Annotated in this window: 20 protein-coding genes and 1 pseudogene; 16 read left to right on the top strand and 5 right to left on the bottom strand. The window is 61.4% G+C overall.

Features of this window, described 5'->3' with window-relative positions; translation table 11 throughout:
• Nucleotides 1-28: 28 nt before the first annotated feature.
• The 3 genes from tkt to AC0L37_RS02425 all read left to right on the top strand — a co-directional run bounded on the left by tkt (nucleotide 29) and on the right by AC0L37_RS02425 (nucleotide 3,720).
• Complete coding sequence (gene tkt / locus AC0L37_RS02435; protein WP_212656873.1) at nucleotides 29-2,002, top strand: transketolase; 1,974 nt, start codon at nucleotides 29-31, stop codon at nucleotides 2,000-2,002.
• A gap of 48 nt (nucleotides 2,003-2,050) precedes the next feature.
• A complete protein-coding gene (gap, locus tag AC0L37_RS02430) occupies nucleotides 2,051-3,058 on the top strand; it encodes a type I glyceraldehyde-3-phosphate dehydrogenase (RefSeq protein ID WP_282222095.1) in 1,008 nt (335 codons plus the stop codon).
• Between the two features lie 122 nt (nucleotides 3,059-3,180).
• Complete coding sequence (locus AC0L37_RS02425; protein WP_282222096.1) at nucleotides 3,181-3,720, top strand: putative glycolipid-binding domain-containing protein; 540 nt, start codon at nucleotides 3,181-3,183, stop codon at nucleotides 3,718-3,720.
• Between the two features lie 46 nt (nucleotides 3,721-3,766).
• On the opposite strand, the gene AC0L37_RS02420 is transcribed toward AC0L37_RS02425, so the two are convergent.
• Nucleotides 3,767-4,795 carry a MerR family transcriptional regulator gene (locus tag AC0L37_RS02420; RefSeq protein ID WP_473314119.1) on the bottom strand — a complete coding sequence of 343 codons (1,029 nt, stop codon included), beginning with the start codon at nucleotides 4,793-4,795 and terminating at the stop codon, nucleotides 3,767-3,769.
• 114 nt (nucleotides 4,796-4,909) lie between these two features.
• Between AC0L37_RS02420 and AC0L37_RS02415 the strand changes: the two genes are divergently transcribed.
• Both AC0L37_RS02415 and AC0L37_RS02410 read left to right on the top strand, forming a co-directional pair.
• Nucleotides 4,910-5,233 (top strand): hypothetical protein, encoded by a 324-nt coding sequence (locus AC0L37_RS02415; RefSeq protein WP_269370220.1) that lies wholly within the window; start codon nucleotides 4,910-4,912, stop codon nucleotides 5,231-5,233.
• Between the two features lie 88 nt (nucleotides 5,234-5,321).
• Nucleotides 5,322-6,524 (top strand): phosphoglycerate kinase, encoded by a 1,203-nt coding sequence (locus AC0L37_RS02410; protein ID WP_282222098.1) that lies wholly within the window; start codon nucleotides 5,322-5,324, stop codon nucleotides 6,522-6,524.
• A 76-nt stretch (nucleotides 6,525-6,600) separates the two neighbouring features.
• Here AC0L37_RS02410 and AC0L37_RS02405 read toward each other — a convergent pair whose 3' ends face one another.
• Nucleotides 6,601-7,431 carry an aldo/keto reductase gene (locus tag AC0L37_RS02405; protein ID WP_269370218.1) on the bottom strand — a complete coding sequence of 277 codons (831 nt, stop codon included), beginning with the start codon at nucleotides 7,429-7,431 and terminating at the stop codon, nucleotides 6,601-6,603.
• Nucleotides 7,432-7,640: 209 nt separating this feature from the next.
• On the opposite strand from AC0L37_RS02405, the gene AC0L37_RS02400 reads away from it, so the two are divergent.
• From AC0L37_RS02400 to AC0L37_RS02365, 8 genes are all read left to right on the top strand, one after another.
• Nucleotides 7,641-8,669: a class I fructose-bisphosphate aldolase gene (locus AC0L37_RS02400; RefSeq protein ID WP_269370216.1), complete on the top strand. Its 1,029-nt coding sequence runs from the start codon at nucleotides 7,641-7,643 to the stop codon at nucleotides 8,667-8,669.
• Nucleotides 8,670-8,831: 162 nt separating this feature from the next.
• Nucleotides 8,832-9,428 (top strand): thiamine phosphate synthase, encoded by a 597-nt coding sequence (locus AC0L37_RS02395; RefSeq protein ID WP_269370214.1) that lies wholly within the window; start codon nucleotides 8,832-8,834, stop codon nucleotides 9,426-9,428.
• Nucleotides 9,425-10,543 (top strand): tetratricopeptide repeat protein, encoded by a 1,119-nt coding sequence (locus AC0L37_RS02390; RefSeq protein WP_282222099.1) that lies wholly within the window; start codon nucleotides 9,425-9,427, stop codon nucleotides 10,541-10,543. The genes AC0L37_RS02395 and AC0L37_RS02390 overlap by 4 nt, the downstream gene beginning before the upstream one ends.
• Nucleotides 10,544-10,663: 120 nt before the next feature.
• The gene (efp, locus tag AC0L37_RS02385; RefSeq protein WP_269370406.1) at nucleotides 10,664-11,230 is read left to right on the top strand and encodes an elongation factor P; all 567 of its coding nucleotides are present in this window, start codon (nucleotides 10,664-10,666) and stop codon (nucleotides 11,228-11,230) included.
• A gap of 2 nt (nucleotides 11,231-11,232) precedes the next feature.
• Nucleotides 11,233-12,027 carry an inositol monophosphatase family protein gene (locus tag AC0L37_RS02380; protein ID WP_212656864.1) on the top strand — a complete coding sequence of 265 codons (795 nt, stop codon included), beginning with the start codon at nucleotides 11,233-11,235 and terminating at the stop codon, nucleotides 12,025-12,027.
• Nucleotides 12,028-12,166: 139 nt separating this feature from the next.
• A complete protein-coding gene (locus AC0L37_RS02375; protein WP_473314113.1) occupies nucleotides 12,167-12,877 on the top strand; it encodes a hypothetical protein in 711 nt (236 codons plus the stop codon).
• Complete coding sequence (locus tag AC0L37_RS02370) at nucleotides 12,864-13,274, top strand: hypothetical protein (protein ID WP_473314111.1); 411 nt, start codon at nucleotides 12,864-12,866, stop codon at nucleotides 13,272-13,274. Before AC0L37_RS02375 ends, AC0L37_RS02370 begins: the two co-directional genes overlap by 14 nt.
• Entirely contained in the window at nucleotides 13,160-14,185 is a 1,026-nt protein-coding gene (locus tag AC0L37_RS02365; RefSeq protein ID WP_212656862.1) for a peptidoglycan -binding protein, read from the top strand. Before AC0L37_RS02370 ends, AC0L37_RS02365 begins: the two co-directional genes overlap by 115 nt.
• A gap of 6 nt (nucleotides 14,186-14,191) precedes the next feature.
• On the opposite strand, the gene AC0L37_RS02360 is transcribed toward AC0L37_RS02365, so the two are convergent.
• Complete coding sequence (locus AC0L37_RS02360; protein ID WP_473314108.1) at nucleotides 14,192-15,916, bottom strand: ABC transporter transmembrane domain-containing protein; 1,725 nt, start codon at nucleotides 15,914-15,916, stop codon at nucleotides 14,192-14,194.
• Between the two features lie 318 nt (nucleotides 15,917-16,234).
• Here AC0L37_RS02360 and rpmE point away from each other — a divergent pair, with 318 nt between their 5' ends.
• The gene (gene rpmE, locus AC0L37_RS02355) at nucleotides 16,235-16,456 is read left to right on the top strand and encodes a 50S ribosomal protein L31 (protein WP_212656860.1); all 222 of its coding nucleotides are present in this window, start codon (nucleotides 16,235-16,237) and stop codon (nucleotides 16,454-16,456) included.
• Nucleotides 16,457-16,535: 79 nt separating this feature from the next.
• Nucleotides 16,536-16,820, top strand: coding sequence for a YciI family protein (locus AC0L37_RS02350; RefSeq protein WP_282222102.1), 285 nt, complete (start codon nucleotides 16,536-16,538; stop codon nucleotides 16,818-16,820).
• A gap of 3 nt (nucleotides 16,821-16,823) precedes the next feature.
• Here the strand turns inward: AC0L37_RS02350 and AC0L37_RS02345 are convergent.
• Nucleotides 16,824-17,251 (bottom strand): annotated as a pseudogene (locus tag AC0L37_RS02345) (DUF1465 family protein).
• Between the two features lie 682 nt (nucleotides 17,252-17,933).
• Complete coding sequence (locus tag AC0L37_RS02340) at nucleotides 17,934-18,116, bottom strand: DUF1192 domain-containing protein (protein ID WP_212656858.1); 183 nt, start codon at nucleotides 18,114-18,116, stop codon at nucleotides 17,934-17,936.
• Nucleotides 18,117-18,194: 78 nt separating this feature from the next.
• Between AC0L37_RS02340 and AC0L37_RS02335 the strand changes: the two genes are divergently transcribed.
• On the top strand, nucleotides 18,195-19,208 hold the full coding sequence (locus tag AC0L37_RS02335; protein ID WP_282222103.1) for an NAD(P)H-quinone oxidoreductase: 1,014 nt from the start codon (nucleotides 18,195-18,197) through the stop codon (nucleotides 19,206-19,208).
• The last annotated feature ends 35 nt before the right edge of the window (nucleotides 19,209-19,243 follow it).

Raw genomic sequence — 19,243 nt, 5'->3', positions numbered from 1 at the left:
TTCAGTCCCAAAGAAAGCGCACGCTCTGATGACGAATACAGCCCAGCAGAATGATCTGGCCAACGCGATCCGTTCCCTTGCAATGGACGCGGTCGAAAAAGCCAATTCCGGCCATCCCGGCCTGCCCATGGGTTGTGCGGACATCGCAACCACACTCTTCACCAAGGTCATGAAGTTCGATCCCGCTGACAGCAAATGGGCTGACCGCGACCGCTTCGTGCTTTCGGCCGGTCATGGCTCGATGCTGCTCTACGCATCGCTTTACCTCCTGGGCTACCAGGACATGACCATCGATCAGATCAAGAATTTCCGTCAGCTCGGCTCCAAGACCGCTGGCCATCCTGAATACGGTTATGCCGAAGGCATCGAGACCACCACCGGCCCGCTCGGTCAGGGCGTTGGCAATGCGGTCGGCATGGCGATTGCCGAAGCCAAGCTGGCTGCCGAGTTCGGCGCCGACCTTGTCGATCACCACACATGGTGCCTGGCCGGCGACGGCTGCCTGATGGAAGGCATCTCCCAGGAAGCCATCGCCTTTGCGGGGCACCTCAAGCTCAACAAGCTCACCGTGATCTGGGACAATAACGACATCACCATTGATGGCGCCGTCTCCAATTCCGACAGCACCGACCAGATCGCCCGCTTCAAGGCATCGGGCTGGAACACGATTGAGATCGACGGCCACGATCAGGACGCCATCGAAAAGGCGCTGCTTGATTCCAAGAAATCCGACAAGCCCACCCTGATTGCGGCCAAGACCACCATCGGTTTTGGCGCACCGAAAAAGGCCGGCACCAACAAGGTACACGGTTCTCCGCTCGGCGCCGAGGAACTGGCCGGTGCCAAGGCTGCACTGGGCATCACCTATCCTGCATTTGAGGTCCCAGCCGAGACGCTCGAAGCTTGGCGTGCCGCCGGTCGTCGCAGCCAGAACATCCGGGGCGAGTGGACCTCACGTCTGGGCGCATCGGCCAACAAGGCAGAGTTCGAGCGACGCATGGCAGGCGAACTGCCAGCTGGCTTCGCCAATGCGATGAACGACTACAAGAAGCAGCTCAGCGCCGACAAGCCAAAGGTCGCCAGCCGCAAGGCCAGCCAGATGGCGCTTGAAGTGATCAACGCTATCGTTCCCGAGACCCAGGGCGGCTCCGCCGACCTCACAGGCTCGAACCTGACCAACACCAAGGAAACCCTGCCTTTCCAGGCTGACAATTATGCTGGCCGCTACATGATGTACGGCATTCGCGAACAGGGTATGGCCGCGGCCATGAACGGCATCGCCCTGCATGGCGGTCTGATCCCCTATGGCGGCACCTTCATGTGCTTTACCGATTATGCCCGCCCGGCAATCCGCCTCTCGGCCCTGATGCACCAGCGCGTCATCTATGTGATGACCCATGACTCCATCGGTCTGGGCGAAGACGGCCCAACCCATCAGCCCGTCGAACACATGTCCGCCCTGCGCGCCATTCCGAACCTGCTGGTCTTCCGTCCGGCCGACGCGGTGGAAACTGCCGAATGCTGGCAGCTCGCCATGGAAAGCGACAGCGCGCCATCCATTCTGGCGCTGTCACGTCAGGGTCTGCCGACCGTGCGCACCGAACACACTGCCGAGAACCTGTCGGCCAAGGGTGCCTATACCCTGGCAGGCGATCTCGATGCCCAGGCGGTGATCTTCGCCACCGGTTCGGAAGTCACCATCGCGCTCGACGGCATGAAGGCCCTGGCCGACAACGGCATCAGCGCCCGCGTCGTTTCGGTGCCGTCCATGGAGCTGTTCGCCAAGCAGTCCGACGCCTACCGCGCCGAGATCATCGGCAATGCGAAGGCGCGCGTTGCCATCGAAGCGGGCACCGAAATGAGCTGGAACAAGCTGCTCGGCGACAATGGTCGCTTCGTGGGCATGCATGGCTTCGGCGCATCCGGCCCGATCGACGAGCTCTATGAACACTTTGGTATTACGGCCAAAGCCATTGTTGATGCTGTCACGGCACAGTTGTAAGACAGCCCCGCCTCCCTTCTCCTAACCCCTCCCAAGGAGCGTTTTCTCATGGCAGTCCGCGTCGCCATTAATGGTTTTGGTCGTATCGGCCGCAACGTCCTCCGCGCCATCATGGAATCTGGCCGCACCGACATCGAAGTCGTGGCCATCAATGATCTGGGCCCGGTCGAAACCAATGCCCATCTGTTCCGCTTTGACAGCGTGCACGGCCGCTATAACGGCACCGTCACTGTCGATGGCGACACCATCGACGTTGGTCGCGGCCCTATCAAGGTGACCGCGGTGCGCGATCCCGCCGAGCTGCCACACGCCGACTTGCGCGTTGATATCGCCCTTGAATGCACCGGCATTTTCAACTCCAAGGAAAAGGCCAGCGCCCACCTCAAGGCTGGTGCCAAGAAGGTGCTGATCTCTGCTCCTGGCGACGGTGCAGACCTGACCGTGGTTTACGGCATCAACCACGACCAGCTGACCAAGGACCACATCGTGGTCTCCAATGCGTCGTGCACCACCAACTGCCTAGCCCCCGTTGCCTATGTCCTGCACAAGGAATTCGGCATCGAGCGTGGCATGATGACCACCATCCACTCCTATACCGGTGACCAGCCCACGCTCGACACCATGCACAAGGATCTCTATCGCGGCCGCGCTGCTGCCCTGAGCCAGATCCCGACCTCGACCGGCGCTGCCAAGGCCATTGGTCTGGTGCTGCCCGAGCTCAAGGGCAAGCTGGATGGCGTCTCGATCCGCGTTCCCACCCCGAACGTGTCCTGCGTCGATTTCAAGTTCATCACCAAGCGCGATGTGACCGCCGAAGAAATCAACGCTGCTATTCAGAAATACGCAGAAGGCGATCTCAAGGGCATTCTGGGCTTCACCACCCAGCCAAATGTCTCAATCGACTTCAATCACGACAGCCATTCTTCGACCCTGGCTTTCGATCAGACCAAGGTGATGGGCGGCAATTTCGCCTCGATCCTGAGCTGGTACGACAATGAATGGGGCTTCTCCAACCGCATGGCCGACACCGCCGTGGCGATGGCCAAGACTCTCTAGGCTCCGGCGTCGAACATTGGACTTCGAAGGGCGTTCCATCGGGGCGCCCTTTTTCATGCGCCCGATTGCCAGGCTCCACCGCAATGGCGAAGATGGTTGCACGCATCTCTTTCGAGTCAGCCATGAGCCTTGATCGAACCATACGCTGGCGCGCGCTTGATCCCGAAGGTCTCGAGCATTGCCGGATCATCTCCAGCGCCCGCGACACCCGCATCCGCAGCACGGTGATCACCCCCGATTACGGGCTGTTCTACCGGCTCAAGCTGGAGCCGAGTGGTGAAATTCGCCATGCGCGACTCGAACGCACCGATGGCGCGTTGCTTGAATTGTTTAGCGATGGCGCAGGCCACTGGAGCGATGATCGGGCCGAACCACTCCCCGATCTGGCGGGCTGCATCGATATCGACATTTCGGCCAGCCCACTGACCAATTCCCTGCCCCTGTGGCGCTGCGACTGGGTCATCGACCAGCCCCAACGCTTCACCATGGCTTGGATCAAGGTCGACACCATGAGCGTGCGCCGCCACGAGCAGATCTACACCAGGCTCGATGATAGCCATTTCCGCTATCAGGCAGCTGACGGTAGCTTTGAGCGGGTGATCAAGGTCGATGACGACGGTCTGGTCCTCGACTATCCCGGCCTGTTCACCCGCGTCGGCTAGGCGGCCCGTGTCTGGGCGTTGGCGGCTCTGCGGGGCACGCAGACCATCAAAACACCACGCGTCTGACCACTACCCCTGCGGTTCTCGCGCGCACTTCAGGGCTTGCAAGGCAACTGGCCACCGCTTCAAATCCGGGCGCGCCCGGATAAGGCGCGACCAGTGTGGGTGGACTGTGATTGGCGGGACAGAACAGAATTGCCTCGTCCGAAGGCATGGCAGCCAGATCGAGTATGGCGCTCGATCGCGTCATCAGAAACAGCTTTGGCAGGTCACTTGCCCGCCGCAGATAGGCGATCACCGCCTGCTGTGTAGCGTGATCGAGACCATCTTCAACCATGTCGACGACAACCGTTTTGGCGCCCGAACCCAACAAGCCGACCAACAGGGCCTCAAGCGCCGGCGACACGGTGGCATCATCCTCAATGAGCCAGCCAAGCGCAGCGTCGACTCGTTTGCGCAATGTGGCGTCTGCGCTGAGCCGCGCTTGCGCGACAACGCCGCCGTCTTCTAGGCGTGTCAGATCAACAAACTCAGCATCCTCGAGCGCTTCTGCCAGCCGCATGGCCAGCTTGGTCTTGCCACTCCCCAGCGGTCCGATGATGTAGGTTAGCCGGGCCTTTGTCCGCAGCTCAAACCGTTCGCCACCCCAGGGCCAGGGCAGATCAAATCCAATCATGGGCACATCCTGCGGCCCAATCAGCCGCGACAGCTCCGCCATCTCTGGTGCTTTGCCCTGCAGCAGGTCGGCCCGCAACTCGCGCACCCTACCTATCGCGCCACCGATTTCGCGCAGGCGCGACTCCAACGCGGCCTGATGCGCGCCTAGTGCTGGCTCCAGATCACGCGGGTCGCCGCTCAGCACTCTTTCGATCTCGCTCAGACTGAGCCCAAATGCCCGTAGCGCGACGATTTCGGCAGCCCTGACCATGCCCTCGGGGCCATAGCTGCGCCACCCCGCTGCAGTGCGGTCTGGCGTCACCAGGCCACGCTGTTCGTAAAGCCGCAATGCCTTGGCCGAAACGCCCAGCTGGCGGGCAGCATCGGAAGATTTGAGATAGCGCTTGGAGGGTGACACGATTGACCTCTGCATGGGTTGACCGTCCTTCTTATCAGGCCAGCCCCGGGGGCCGGGTCAAGCGCGATTTGCCCATCACGCATCTGTCACCGGTCAGAGACCCGAGAATCCTCTATGCTCTGGGAAAATCAGGTGGAGGCAGTCGTCTTGTTCCACATCATGCCGCGCATTTTCGCCAGCCTGCCCATGGCCTCTCTGTTGATCGGTCTGCTCGGTCAGGCCACGCTATTGCTCCTCCCACCCGCCCTGACAGCGCTCTATGTGCTGCGCCGCGACCGCATCATCCGACGACGCGTCGGACGTACGGCTTGGCCCAGCGATGGATTTGCCCGCCATGTGCTTGTCGATGATCTGGCTCGCCTGATCTGTGTGACCCTGCTCGGATTGCCGCTATTTTTTGCCGGTTATGCATTGCGCATGATGCTGCCCGCCGCCTGAGGACTGCAGTTTTTTATCTGCCTTGCCTTCCCCCTCTCGCGGCGCTCTGCTACGCCACCGCTGATATTATGACCGGGAGGCCCGATCCATGAGCGCGACTTTCAAAACCCTCGACGAGCTCGATCTCAACAATAAACGCGTCCTGCTCCGCGCCGATCTCAACGTGCCCATGGCCGATGGCAAGGTGACCGACGCCACGCGCATTGAACGTTTGATCCCCACGATCCGCGAAATCGTGCGGCACGACGGCAAGGCCATCCTGCTCAGCCATTTCGGCCGCCCCAAGGGCAAGGTCGATCCCGACTTCTCGCTGGAGCAGGTTTGCTCTGCTGTGGCCGACCAGACCGGCCACCCCGTCGGCTTCGTGCCAACCGACTGGAACGATGTCAGCGACGCTATCAAGGCCATTGAAGACGCTCCGGTCGGTTCGGTCCTGGTCATGGAAAACACCCGCTTTCATCCCGGCGAAGAAGCCAATGACGTTGAGCTGGCCAAGCGCATGGCCAGCCTGGGTGACGTCTATGTCAATGACGCCTTCTCGGCCGCCCATCGCGCCCATGCCTCGACCGCCGCGATCGCGCACCTGCTTCCGGCCGCTGCCGGTCTGGCCATGCAGGCAGAGCTCGAAGCGCTCGAAGCTGGCCTCGGCAAACCCAAAAAGCCCGTGGTCGCCATTGTTGGCGGCGCCAAGGTCTCCTCAAAGATCGACCTGCTGGAAAACCTCGTCACCAAGGTCGATGGCCTGGTAATCGGCGGCGGCATGGCCAATACCTTCCTGCACGCTCAGGGCTATGGTGTGGGCAAGTCGCTCTGCGAAAAGGATCTCAAGGAAACCGCCCTGCGCATCATGGACAAGGCCATTGATAGTGGCTGCGCCATCATCCTGCCGATTGATGCGGTCATGGCCTGGCACTTCAAGGCCGATACCCCCACACGTCTTTACGGCGTCGATGCCATGGACAACGACGCCATGATGCTCGACATCGGCCCCTCCTCGATTGAGCGCATTATCGGCGCCATCGACGACGCCCACACGGTGGTGTGGAACGGCCCGATGGGCGCGTTTGAAATGAACCCGTTTGATGCCGGCACCGTGGCGATTGCCAAGCACGTTGCCAAGCGCACCCATGATGGCAAGCTGATCTCGGTGGCTGGCGGCGGCGATACCGTCTCCGCTCTCGCCCATGCCGGCGTCAAAGACGCCTTCACTTACGTTTCGACTGCTGGTGGCGCCTTCCTGGAATGGATGGAAGGCAAACCTCTGCCAGGCGTGGATGCCCTCAAGAAGTAGGCACCGCTGCCCACCACAACAAAAAGGGCCGCCACCCCAAGGGTGACGGCCTTTTCTTTTGAACGGTTGCCAGACCCTAGAACGACGCTGTCGCGGGGTCAGAACCCAGCCGACCATCGGCGCTATCCAGCGCGGCGATCTTTGCCAGATCATCAGCATCCAGCGCGAAATCGAACACCGCAATATTGTCCACGATCCGGCTGGGCGTCACCGACTTTGGAATGACGATGCGGTTGCCATCAATGTGCCAGCGGATGATCACCTGCGCTGCAGATTTGCCATGCTTTTTGGCGATCTCGCCAATCACCGGATTATCCAGGAACTTGCCCTGCCCCAATGGGCTCCAGGCTTCGGTCAGAATGCCGTGATCCGCATTGGCCTTGGTCCAGGCGTGCTGCTGAAAGCGCGGATGCAGCTCGATCTGGTTCAGCGCCGGCACCACGCCCGTTTCGCCAATAATACGCTCAAGATGCTCTGGACCAAAATTGGATACCCCGATCGAGCGCGCCTTGCCGTCCTTTTGCAATTGCACCAGAGCCTTCCAGGTATCGACATACTTTTCGCGCCACGGCGAGGGCCAGTGGATGAGGTAGAGATCGACATAGTCGGTCTTGAGCCGCTTGAGGCTCTCGTCCATCGCCTTGAGCGTGGAATCGAACCCCTGCGCCTCGTTCCACAGCTTGGTGGTCAAAAAGATGTCCTCACGCGCCACGCTGGCCTGTGCCAGGCCATCGCCCACACCATCTTCGTTCTCATAGACCGCGGCGGTGTCGATGTGGCGATAGCCAGCATCAAGGGCAGTCTGCACCGTGCTGGCAGCCGTATCATTGGGGGTTTTCCACACGCCCAGCCCCAGCTGGGGGATAGTGCGGCCGTCATTAAACGTCATGAGGGGCGAAGTGCTCATTGAACTGATCCATGATGATTTGGGGTTACGATGCGCAACGCATCCGAAGGCTGTTGGATGCAAACACTAGCGCCTTTGTCGCGCCGGTCAAACCCTGCAGGGCACTCTACCATACAAGATTGGACTTTCGTCGCATAACCACAGGTATAATCGCGGGAACGGTGACGAAAGTCTAATCTGCCGGCAATTCTAACGCTTGAGGTTTTGCCGTGACGAAGTCGCTTAATGCCATTGCCCAGAAACTGATGGAGCCCGGCAAGGGCATCCTTGCTGCCGACGAATCCGAAGGCACCATCGCCAAGCGCTTTGCCAAGATCAATCTGCCCAACTCGCTCGATCTGCGCCGCGATTATCGCGAAATGCTGTTCCGCTCGACCGAAGCGATGACCAAGTACATTTCCGGTGTCATCCTGACCGAGGAAACGCTAGAGCAGTCCGCCGCTGATGGCACCGCGTTCCGCGCCATTCTGGCCGATGCAGACGTCATTCCCGGCATCAAGGTCGACCGCGGCGCCTTCCCCATGCCCGGCGATCACAACGAAAAGATCACCGAAGGCCTTGATGGCCTGCGTCAGCGTCTTGTGCGCTATGCAGAACACGGTGCCGGCTTTGCCAAATGGCGTGCCGTAATCACCATCAATGACGTGGCCCCCACCCGCAACAATATCCGCGCCAATGCCCACGTGCTGGCCCGCTATGCCATCCTGTGTCAGGAAGCCGGCATCGTGCCAGTGGTCGAACCCGAAGTCGTCGGCGATGGTGATCCAGGCAATCACTCCATGGAGCGCTGCGCATCGGTCACCGGCGACGTGCTCGAAGCCACCTTCAAGGAATTGCGTCTGGCTGGTGTTGATCTGGGCGGCATGCTGCTCAAGCCCAACATGGTCCTGCCCGGCATCAATTCGCGCGATCGGCCAACGGTCGAGGAAGTGGCCCGTCGCACCGTAGCTGTGCTGCGTGAGCATGTTCCCGCCGCAGTGCCCGGTATCGCCTTCCTCTCCGGCGGTCAGACCGATGAAGAGGCAACTGCGCATCTCTCGGCCATGAACCAGATCGCTGGCAAGCCCTGGCCAATGACCTTCTCCTATGGTCGTGCCCTGCAGAATGTCGCGTTGCGCACATGGGCAGGTCGCCGGGAGAACTTCCCGGCCGCGCAGGTCGCCTTCTCCCATCGCGCCCATATGAATTCGCTGGCCGCCCTGGGCACCTGGACGGGCGAAGTCGACCGCGCCGCATAAGATCTACCTGACGTCCCAACGTCACAACTGATGCGCGTCCTCCTCCCGGGGGCGCGCATTTTCTTTGCGCCCAGGTTTGCCTTCCCCTATTGGAGGGGCGTCCTCTTTATTGCCAAAATGGCCCATCATGAAGAGGCTTCTAGCGTCGAGTATTGAGAACCCATGGCACCCCAGCTGTATCTGATCACCCCAGCCACTGCCGATCTGCACACGGCATCCGCGACAGTGGCCGCAGTTCTGAACGCCGCCACCTTCTCTGCTCTGCTGGTGCAGCGCGGATCGCTGGATGACGCCGCCTATGCCAAACTGGCAACCGAACTGGTCGCCATGGGCCAAGCCGCGGGCTGCGCTGTGCTGGTCGAAAATGACACGGCGCTGGCCAAAAAGATTGGTGCCGATGGTGTGCATGTCACTGAAGGGCCAGTGGCCCTCAAGGCCGCGATTGCGGCCATCAAGCCATCCATGATCGTGGGCGCGGGCAACCTGGCAACCCGACACGATGCCATGACCGTTGGCGAAATGAACGTCGACTACGTGTTCTTCGGTCCGCTCGCCGGCGCCAGCGACACCAATGCCGCCGACCTGGCTGAATGGTGGGCCACGACCTTTGAAATTCCGGCGGTCCTGAGCGATCCGGCCGCGTCGCCCACTACCGACACGCGCGGCGCCGAATTTCTTGCTCTGTCCACCTCCATCTGGTCGGCAGCGGATCCCGTGGCCGCCACCGCCGCCATCGTTGATGCATTGGGCGCGGCATGACCCTGCCTTGGCTGATCGCTGCAAGCCTGCTGGCGCTGCTCGCCGCCGCACCGGCAACGGCCCAGGAAGCCGCCACAACAACTGATGCGATGCAGGAAGGGCCCGCCGAACGCATCAGCGACCAGATCTTTGGCCCGCGCGTGCCGACCGATCTGGCCTTCGGTGCCTTTCAGCGCGGCTATTTCCTGACCGCGCTTGAATTTGCCCTGCCCCGCGCCGAACAGGGCGATGCGGCCGCGCAAACCCTTATCGCCGAAATCTATGCCAAGGGCCTCGGTGTAGCCCAGAACGATCAGCGCGCCGCAGGCTGGTATCAGCTGGCCGCCAATAACGGCGATGTGCTTGCCACGTTCGAATTGGCCCTGCTCTATCAGGAAGGCATCGGCGTGCCCAAGAACCGCGCCCGTGCCGCTGACCTGTTCAACAAGGCTGCCCAGGCAGGCTATGTGCCAGCCAAATACAATATGGCCCTGCTCCATATCGAGGGTGTTTACGCCTCGCCCAGCCTGTCCACCGCCGCGGCCCTGATGCTTGAGGCTGCCGAAGCCGAACTGCCCGAAGCGCAGTACGATTACGGCACCATGCTGATCGAAGGCGCCGGCATGCCACCCGACCCGGTCAAGGGCGCCCGCTATATCGAACTGGCTGCCGAGCAGAACCTCACCGCCGCCCAGATCGATTATGCCACCCTGCTCTATATGGGGCAGGGTATCGACCAGGATATCGAGGCCGCCGTCGCCTGGTATGCCAGGGCTGCAGAGGCCGGTAATGCCGTGGCTCAGAATCGCTATGCCAAGCTTCTCGCTGTCGGCGAGGGCGTGCCGCTTGATTTGCAGGAGGCCGCCATGTGGCGCGCCCTAGCGCGGCGTCAGGGCCTCAGCGATCCCTCGCTGGACCGGCTGCTGGTGTCTATCCCCGCCGAGGATCTTGCCAAAGCCGAGGAGCGCGCCCGCTTCTGGCCGCTTGAGCCAGCAACCGTGCCAAAGATCGAGACCATTTTCGAAGTTCCCAGCGTCACCCAACCGCCAGAACAGACGCCCCCAGCGCCGAGTGACACCGCCCCAGAGGCTAGCGCGTCAGAACCGGCCCAGCCCACCGAACCGCAAAACCCTTGAACCCACCCGCGTTCTGGGGCAATAAGCCCGCCACGCCCATCAGCTCAATCAACCTTCGGCCAGCCGCATCCGGCGCGCGTGGCCCGCACCAACAGTTTGCGCACCGAAAGCACCATCCGCATGGCCAAGATCAACGGCAATGAAATTCGCCCCGGCTTCGTCCTCAACATCCAGGACCGTCTCTGGGTCGCCGTCAAGGTCGATCACGTCAAGCCCGGCAAGGGCGGCGCCTATGCGCAGGTTGAGCTCAAAGCCATCCTGACCGGCACCAAGCTCAACGAGCGTTTCCGCTCCGCCGAGACCGTCGAGCAGGTCGAACTCGAATTCCGTGACTTCACCTATCTCTATGAGCAGGGCGACAGCTTGGTGTTCATGGATCAGCTGAGCTACGAGCAGGTCGAGCTGGCCAAGGATTTCGTCGGCGAGCGCGCCGCTTTCCTGTCCGATGGCATGAAGATTACCCTGGAAATGCACGAGGACACCCCTTTGGGCGTGCGCTTCCCACCCAATGTTGTGCTTGAAGTGATCGAGGCCGATCCCGTTACCAAGGGTCAGACCGCCTCCAACCAGTTCAAGCCTGCCAAGGTTGGCAATGGCCTCAAGGTCATGGTGCCGCCCTTTATCGCCGTTGGCGAACGCATCGTCGTCGACACCACCGAAACCACCTATTTGCGTCGGGCGGACTGACAATGGCACGTTCAGCTATCCTCAATGTCATGGTGAGCGCGGCTATCAAGGCCGGCAAATCACTGACCAAGGACTTCAATGAAGTCGAAAACCTGCAGGTATCCCGCAAGGGACCGGCAGACTTTGTTTCCAAGGCCGACCTGCGGGCCGAGCAGATCATCTTTGGTGAACTGCAAAAGGCACGTCCCACCTATGCCTTCCTGATGGAAGAGGGTGGCGAAGTGGCCGGCACCGATGGCCAGCATCGCTGGATCATCGACCCGCTTGATGGCACCACCAATTTCCTGCACTCGATCCCGCTGTTTGGCGTTGCCATTGCGCTCGAGCGCGCCAACGAGATCGTGGCATCGGTGATCTACAACCCGATCATGGATGAGCTCTACACGGCCGAAAAGGGCGGCGGCACCTGGCTCAATGACCGCAAGCGCCTGCGCGTTGCCGGTCGTCGCAGCCTCTCGGACGCTGTCGTGTGCACCGGCATCAAGACCCAGGGCACGGCCAATGACGCGCTCCAGCTGCGCCAGCTGGGCCATATCAACCCCGCTGTCGCCGGCATTCGCCGTTCCGGCTCGATCGCCATGGACATGGCCTGGCTCGCTGCCGGCCGTTACGACGCCCTCTGGGAAGCCGGTCTGGCGCCCTGGGATGTCGCGCCCGGCATGCTCATGGTCAAGGAAGCCGGTGGCTTCGTCAGCGATTACGCTGGCACCACCGGTTCGGTCTGGAACGGTCAGATCGTGGCCGGCAACGAAATCCTGCAGCCTTTGCTGCTCAAGGAACTCAAGCCCATCCAGTAGGATTGGCTCAACGCGGCGGCATCCATCATGGCGCCGCGTTCACACCCGCGATCGCTTTGACCTTTGTCATTGCCCCATCCGGCAGCTCTGACTAATCTTGCACCAACTGATTTGCGGGCTGGGCAAGGTTTAGGCATAGATGACGCAAGGCTACGATCCCTATCACCTCGCCAGTCCCACTGTTTACCTCATCAAGATTCTGATCTTTCTGGTGTTGGTGGTTCTGGTCGGTGCGATCCTGTTCACCACCATCACCACCTTTTTCTGGGCCAACCCGTTCATCAACTCGATGATCTTCTTTGCCCTGGCGATCGGCATCTTCCTGAGCATTCGGCAGGTTGCCAGATTGTTTCCCGAAGTGAAGTGGGTCAATTCGCTTCAGGACGGCACCTCAACCAATGTGCGCGCGCCCATCCTTCTGGCGCCTGTTGCCGGCATTCTGCGTGAGCGGATCGGCGAGGCGGTGATTACCCCCTCCTCGATGCGCTCCATTCTCGACAGCGTCGGCAATCGTCTCGACGAAGCCAAGGACACCTCGCGCTATCTGACCGGCCTGCTGGTTTTCCTGGGCCTGATGGGTACGTTTTACGGTCTGCTGCAGACCGTGACCTCGGTAGCAGGCGTCATCAATCAGCTCGATGTGACCGCGGGCGATCTCTGCGGCCCTGTTTTCCAACCTCAAGGACGGGCTGACGGCCCCGCTGGCCGGCATGGGCACCGCCTTTTCGTCCTCCCTGTTTGGTCTGGCCGGCTCGCTTGTGCTGGGTTTTCTCGACCTGCAGACCAGCCAGGCGCAGAACGCCTTTTATACCGACCTCGAAGACTGGATGACCTCCATGACCGAGCTTGATCACCCGGTCAGCGCCATGCAGGCCAATGCCGGCGGCCCCGAAATGCAGGCCATGTTCGACAAGCTTGGCAGCTCCATGCAGAACCAGAACTCCAGCCAGAACGCCATTCGCGCCATGGCCGAACTGGCACGCGGTATCGATGGTCTGGTCAAACACATGCGCACCGAGCAGGATGATCTGCGCAAGCATATCGACGAGCAGGGCGAAACCAATCGCAAGCTGCGCGAACTGATTGACGCCGTGCTGACCCAGTCTCGACAACGAGCGGCGGAACTAGGTCCATGCCGGGAGCCCGTTCGCGTCGGCGCATCGAGGCCAATTACTGGCCCGGCTTCGTTGACGCCCTGTCCAGCCTGCTGCTGGTCATTATCTTCATGCTCAGCCTGTTCATGCTGACCCAGTTCTTTCTGGGTCAGGAGATCCAGGGGCGCGATACGGCCCTGGCCCGGCTCAACAGCCAGATCGCCGAGCTCACCGATCTGCTGCAGCTCGAACGCGCCAATTCCGATGATCTGACCAGCCAGATTGCCAATCTGACCGCCACGCTGGGCAGCGCCCAGGCCGAAAACACCAGCCTGAGCAATCAGCTCGCCGGCATCGGCGCGGGCATTGATGGCAAGGACGATACCATTGCCGGTCTGCAGGGTGATTTGCTGGCGGCCCAGGAGCTGTCCAACGAGGCCAATGCCCAGGTTGCACTGCTGAACCAGCAACTGGCCGCCTTGCGCACCCAGATTGGCGCTCTGGAGATGGCTCTGGAGGCCTCAGAGGCGCGTGACGTCCAGTCGCGCACCCAGATTGCCGATCTCGGGCGCCGTCTCAACGTAGCCCTGGCGCAGCGCGTTCAGGACCTGACCCGTTACCGCTCCGATTTCTTTGGCCGCCTGCGGCAAATTCTGGAAGGCCGCGCCGATGTGCGCGTCGTCGGCGATCGCTTCGTGTTCCAGTCCGAAGTGCTGTTCGAAGCCGGCCAGGCCGATGTGCAGTCCGAGGGCCTGCCCGACCTTGATGCCCTGGCTGACGCCATTCTCCAGCTGGAAACCGAAATCCCCGCCGACATCAACTGGGTGCTGCGCATTGATGGCCATACCGACAGCCGTCCGATCAGCAATGCCCGCTTCCCTTCGAACTGGGAACTCTCGGCAGCCCGGGCCATCTCGGTGGCGCAGTATCTGGTCAGCAAGGGCGTCTCGCCCAACCGGCTGGTTGCCGCTGGCTTTGGCGAGTTCACCCCACTCGACCCCGGTGAGAACGACGATGCCTATCGCCGCAATCGTCGCATCGAGTTCAAGCTGACCGAGGGCTGACCCCGGTCAGGCGGGGATGTCTTCAAGCCGGAACTGCAGTTTGGCCAATTCGGCATAGCGGCCGCCTTTGGTCACCAGCTGGTCATGGGTCCCCTGGTCGATGATGCGGCCCGCATCAAGCACCAGGATCTTGTCGGCATCGCGGATCGTTGCCAGACGGTGCGCAATTACCAGCGTGGTGCGCCCCTGCATCAGATGCTCCAGCGCCTTCTGCACTAGCTGCTCGCTCTGCGCATCCAGCGCGCTGGTGGCTTCATCCAGCAGCAGGATCGGTGCGTTCTTCAGAATCGCGCGCGCAATCGCCAGACGCTGCTTCTGCCCGCCAGACAGCATCACGCCACGTTCGCCGACAATGGCGTCATAACCCAGCGGCAATTCCATCACGAAATCATGCACCAATGCAGCCTTGGCCGCTGCCTCAACATCGGCGTGGCTCGCCTCGGGTTTGCCGAAGCGGATATTGTCCGCGATCGTCCCCGCAAAGATGGTCGGCTCCTGCTCGACATAGGCAAAACGCTGCCGCAACTCCTGCAGCCGCACATCGCGAATATCGATTCCGTCGACGCGAATGGTGCCGGCGTTTACATCATAAAAGCGCTGCAACAGCGACAGCGTGGTCGATTTGCCCGAGCCCGACGGGCCCACCAGCGCGACGGTCTCACCTGCCCCGACCGAAAAACTCACATCGCTGAGCACCCGTTCAAAGCCGCTGGTCTGATAGCCGAAATCGACATGATCAAAATCCACCGTGCCCAGAGCAGGGCTTGGCAACGCAACTGGATTGGCCGGATCGGTAATCGTCGCCTCGGTATCGAGGATTTCCGTCAACCGCTCAGTGGCGCCTGCAACAGTCTGCAAAATGCCCAGCACTTCGCTGACATTGGTCAGCGCGCCCGATGCCATCAGCGCATAGACCAGAAACTGGGTGAGTTGGCCTGCAGTCACGGTGCCGGCAAACACCGAACGGGCACCCCACCAAACAAGGAACACCACAGCCGAGGTACCCAGAAAGATCACCAGACCAACCAGCACCGAGCGGGCACCCAGGCGCTTGATCTCGGCCTGATAGCTGTCTTCGCTACGCGCGTCATAGATCGCCGATTGCGCGTTTTCCTGGGTGAAGGATTTGACGGTGCGGGTTGCGCCCAGCATCTCTGTGGCCATGGCCGACAGATCAGCCAGCGCGTCCTGCGTGCGGCGCGACATGCCGCGCAGCCGGCGCGAATAGGCAATCAGCGGCAGCAGCAGGGCCGGCGCCGCAATCACCACCGCCAGCGTCAGCACCGGGCTGGTGAGGAACATCATCACCAGCGCACCGATAATGGTCACCATGGAGCGCAGGGCCAGCGAGAAGCTCGAGCCCACCGCATTGCGGATCACCGCAACATCGCCGTTGAGCCGGCTGGTCAGTTCACCGACCCGATTGGTATCGAAATAGCGCGCGTCGAGCCGCAGCAGATGCACGAACACAGCCTGCCGCAGATCGGCCAACACGCGTTCGCCAATCACCGAGATAAAGTAGAACCGTGCGCCGCTTGCCAGGGCCATAACCGCGGCAATACCCACGATCAGCCAGCCATAGCGTGCCACGTTCTCCAGATTCTGCTGGATAAAGCCCTCGTCAATCGCCCCACCCAGCACCGCCGGGATCGACAGTGAAGACACCGCCGAGAGCAGCAGGAACAATACGGTCAGTGACAGCCGTACCGGATATTTCAGGATAAACGGCACCAGCTCTGCGCAGCGGCTGCAGCTTGCGCGGCGCCGCCTTGGGCTGATTTTCACTCTTGTTGGAATCGGTCTGGACGGGGACGGCTTGGTCTGTCATCGCTCGGTTACGCCACTCTTGAGAGATGGGTCCAGAATTTCCGGGCCACGCTGTGGCACCGATATAGGCACTGGGGCCTGCTCCGACAACCGCTTTGTCCGGCGCGAAATTGCCGCGCCCACGCCCTTGCAGATTGAGCGGGGTTTCTGTATGAAGCGCCCAACACCAGTTCTAGATGCTCTCCGGGCGCTGCGGCGCCCGTTTGATTTGAGGCGAATACGATGAAGGCTGATACTCATCCGGACTACCACGTCATCAACGTGGTCATGACCGACGGCACCAAATACCAGACGCGTTCGACCTACGGCAAAGAAGGCGACACGCTGCAGCTCGATATCGATCCCAAGACCCATCCGGCTTGGACCGGTGGTACGGGCCAGCTGCTCGACCGCGGCGGCCGCGTTTCGCGCTTCAAGGAGCGTTTCAAGGGCTTGGGCATCTAATCCAGCCTCTGACAGAATTGAAAAGCCCGGCCATTCGCGCCGGGTTTTTTATTGTCCTTTTTCCTCACTAGGCGCCGCCATGCTGATCCTGTCACTGACCTATATCGCTTCTCTTGAACGGGCCGACGCGGTCATGGCCGCCCATGTCGACTGGGTCAATGCCGGCTATGACAAGGGTTGGTTTCTCGCTTCAGGCCGCAAGGTACCGCGCACTGGCGGACTGATTCTGGCCAAGGGTGATCGCGCAGCCATTGAGGCCTATCTTGCCCAGGACCCCTTCGTGACAGAAGCTGTCGCGCGCTATGAGATAATAGAGATCGAGCTGTCACGGACAGCTGAAGGTCTGGATGGATTGACAGGCTAGGCCTCAGGCCCGCCCGAACGCTGCTTTGAGCCGCGCCAACTGGTCGGCAATGCCATTTGCAGTGCCCGGATCAAGTTCGCTCACCTTGCCGCGCTCCAGCGTATCGAACTGCATGACCCGGTCGAACAGCCGGTCACCCTTGTCGATGTAGTCGCGCAGCGTGCCCGGCAATTGGTCATAGCCGGGGCCACCGCGCTCGGACGGTGTTGCCGAGAACTTCACCTTCTCTTTTCAGAGCGGGCGTTTTCCTTGGTGATCTCGCCCTCATTGACCGCACGCTGCAGAAGCAACCAGGAGGCCAGCTGCATCAACCGCGTCGTCAGGCGCATCGATTCCGTTGCGTAAACGAACGAAGCTTCGCGGCTCAGGATCCGGCTGTCATTGCGGCCTTCGCCATCAAGATAACCCGCCACTTCCTCGATCAGTGACATGCCTTCTCGGTAGAGCAGGTCGAACCCGCCCGCGGCCACGATCCGTGGGCCAATCGCAATGGCTGATCCCGTTTCACTCGCATCTGCCAATTGACTGTCTCCTCACTCGCGCACGCACACACGCCTTGGGCATAAGCCCAACGCGTCGCCCTATCAGGCACTATGAGCATGAAAGGAGCTTTAAGACGAAGGCAACAGGATGAGCAACAGACGCCAGAAAAGAAAAAGAGCGGGGTGAGCCGCTCTCGAAGTTAACAGGGAGGCGTCAAACAGAGGGAGAAACCACTCTGAAAAATCCAGAACAATCTGAATAATGAGAGGTTAGCGCGAACCGGTTAATTGCGCGTTAACAGGAGTCGATTTCTTAACCCTGTCGCTTGCCGGCCTGTTCACTTGGCGCGCAGCGGAAGGCACTGGATGAATTGAAAATGAACGGGTGATTCCGATAGCGTGCAGCCTGGCTCTGCTGTGCTGTCGTCAACGTCCCTGCCGATTTGGAGATCGATCATGACCAGCCTGTCCCCCGGAGCCGCCACTGGTCTGTTGATGAGTCTGATGGCGGTCACCCCACCCAGACGCCAACAGCAACAACGCCGATCGAACCTGTCCCCGGCACGCCTGCCGCAGGGCAGCCACGGCCCGGACCAGCGGCCCGATCCGGGCCTGCCCTGCATCTCAGTCTCTAGAACTTGAAGATCGACTCTGCCGCCTGACGGGTTTCACCACGTGCCTCGATGGCGACCCGTAGCCGAACGATTTCGCTCTCCAGCAGGCTAATGCGCCCCTGCAGTTCCTCAACCGACATCGTCTCGATCGGCATGCCGACCTCATGCGTCTTGGGCGTGTTGATTGCGTCTTCGTCCATCGCGGCCTCCTGCACTACGATTGCTCAGCTTATCGTGACAGGCTTGCCGAGCAAGCCCAGTTCGCTCAGCATGCGTCCATGAGCATTTCCGAAACCAATCAAGCTGTCGCCATCACCCGCCCCGGTGATCCTGATGTTCTTGTCCGCCAGCCCTGGCCCATGCCCGAAAGCGGCCCCGGCGATGTGCTGGTCCGCGTGGCCGCCGCCGGGGTCAACGGCCCCGACCTGGCGCAGCGGCGCGGCCATTATGATCCCCCACCCGGTGCCTCGCCCCTGCCCGGCCTCGAAGTCTCCGGCGAAATTATCGGTATCGGGGCCGCCGTGACGGGCTGGCAGCTTGGCGATCGGGTGATGGCGCTGACCAATGGCGGCGGTTACGCCGATTTCGTCGCTGTCCCCGCCGGTCAGGTCCTGCCGGTACCCGATGGCTGGAGCCTGGCTGACGCTGCCGCTTTACCCGAAACCTGGTTCACCGTGACCCAGACTTTGGTGATGCGCGCCGGGCTCACGGCCGGCATGAATGTTCTGATCCATGGCGCCGCTGGCGGCATCGGCGGCGCGGCCATCCAGATTGCCTGCATTTTGGGCGCCAAGGCGATTGCCGTGGTGTCATCCGGCGAAAAAGCCGCTTACGCCAGAGCGCTCGGTGCTCATGCCACCATCAACTACAAGACAGAAGACATTGCCGCTCGGGCGCTCGCGCTGACCGATGGCGCCGGCGTCGACCGCGTGCTTGATATTATCGGCGGGGCCATGGCGATCACCAATATCACAGCCTCCGCCCGCGGGGGGCACATCGTGCAGGTTTCGACACTGGACGGCGCCAGCGCCGAAATCCCCCTGCGCACCATTATGGCCAAGCAGCTGACACTATCGGGCTCTACCCTGCGCCCGCAGACCGCCGGCACCAAAGCCGCCATTGCCGACCACATCCGCACCCACTTGCTGCCGGCTCTGGCCCGACCCGATTTCGTCCGGCCCAGAGTCACCTGCTTCCCTATCGCGGACGCTGCGGCGGCACACCGTGCCATGGAGGGGCGCAACCATCTGGGCAAACTGGTGCTGCTGACGCCCTTCGGCGCCGCCAATTAGCCCATCAGCCAGTGGGCAAAGCCCATATTGCCATT

This window comes from Devosia sp. J2-20 (assembly GCF_055808475.1).
The sequence above is the reverse complement of the archived record's forward strand: the minus strand, read 5'-3'. Positions and strand labels throughout refer to the sequence as shown.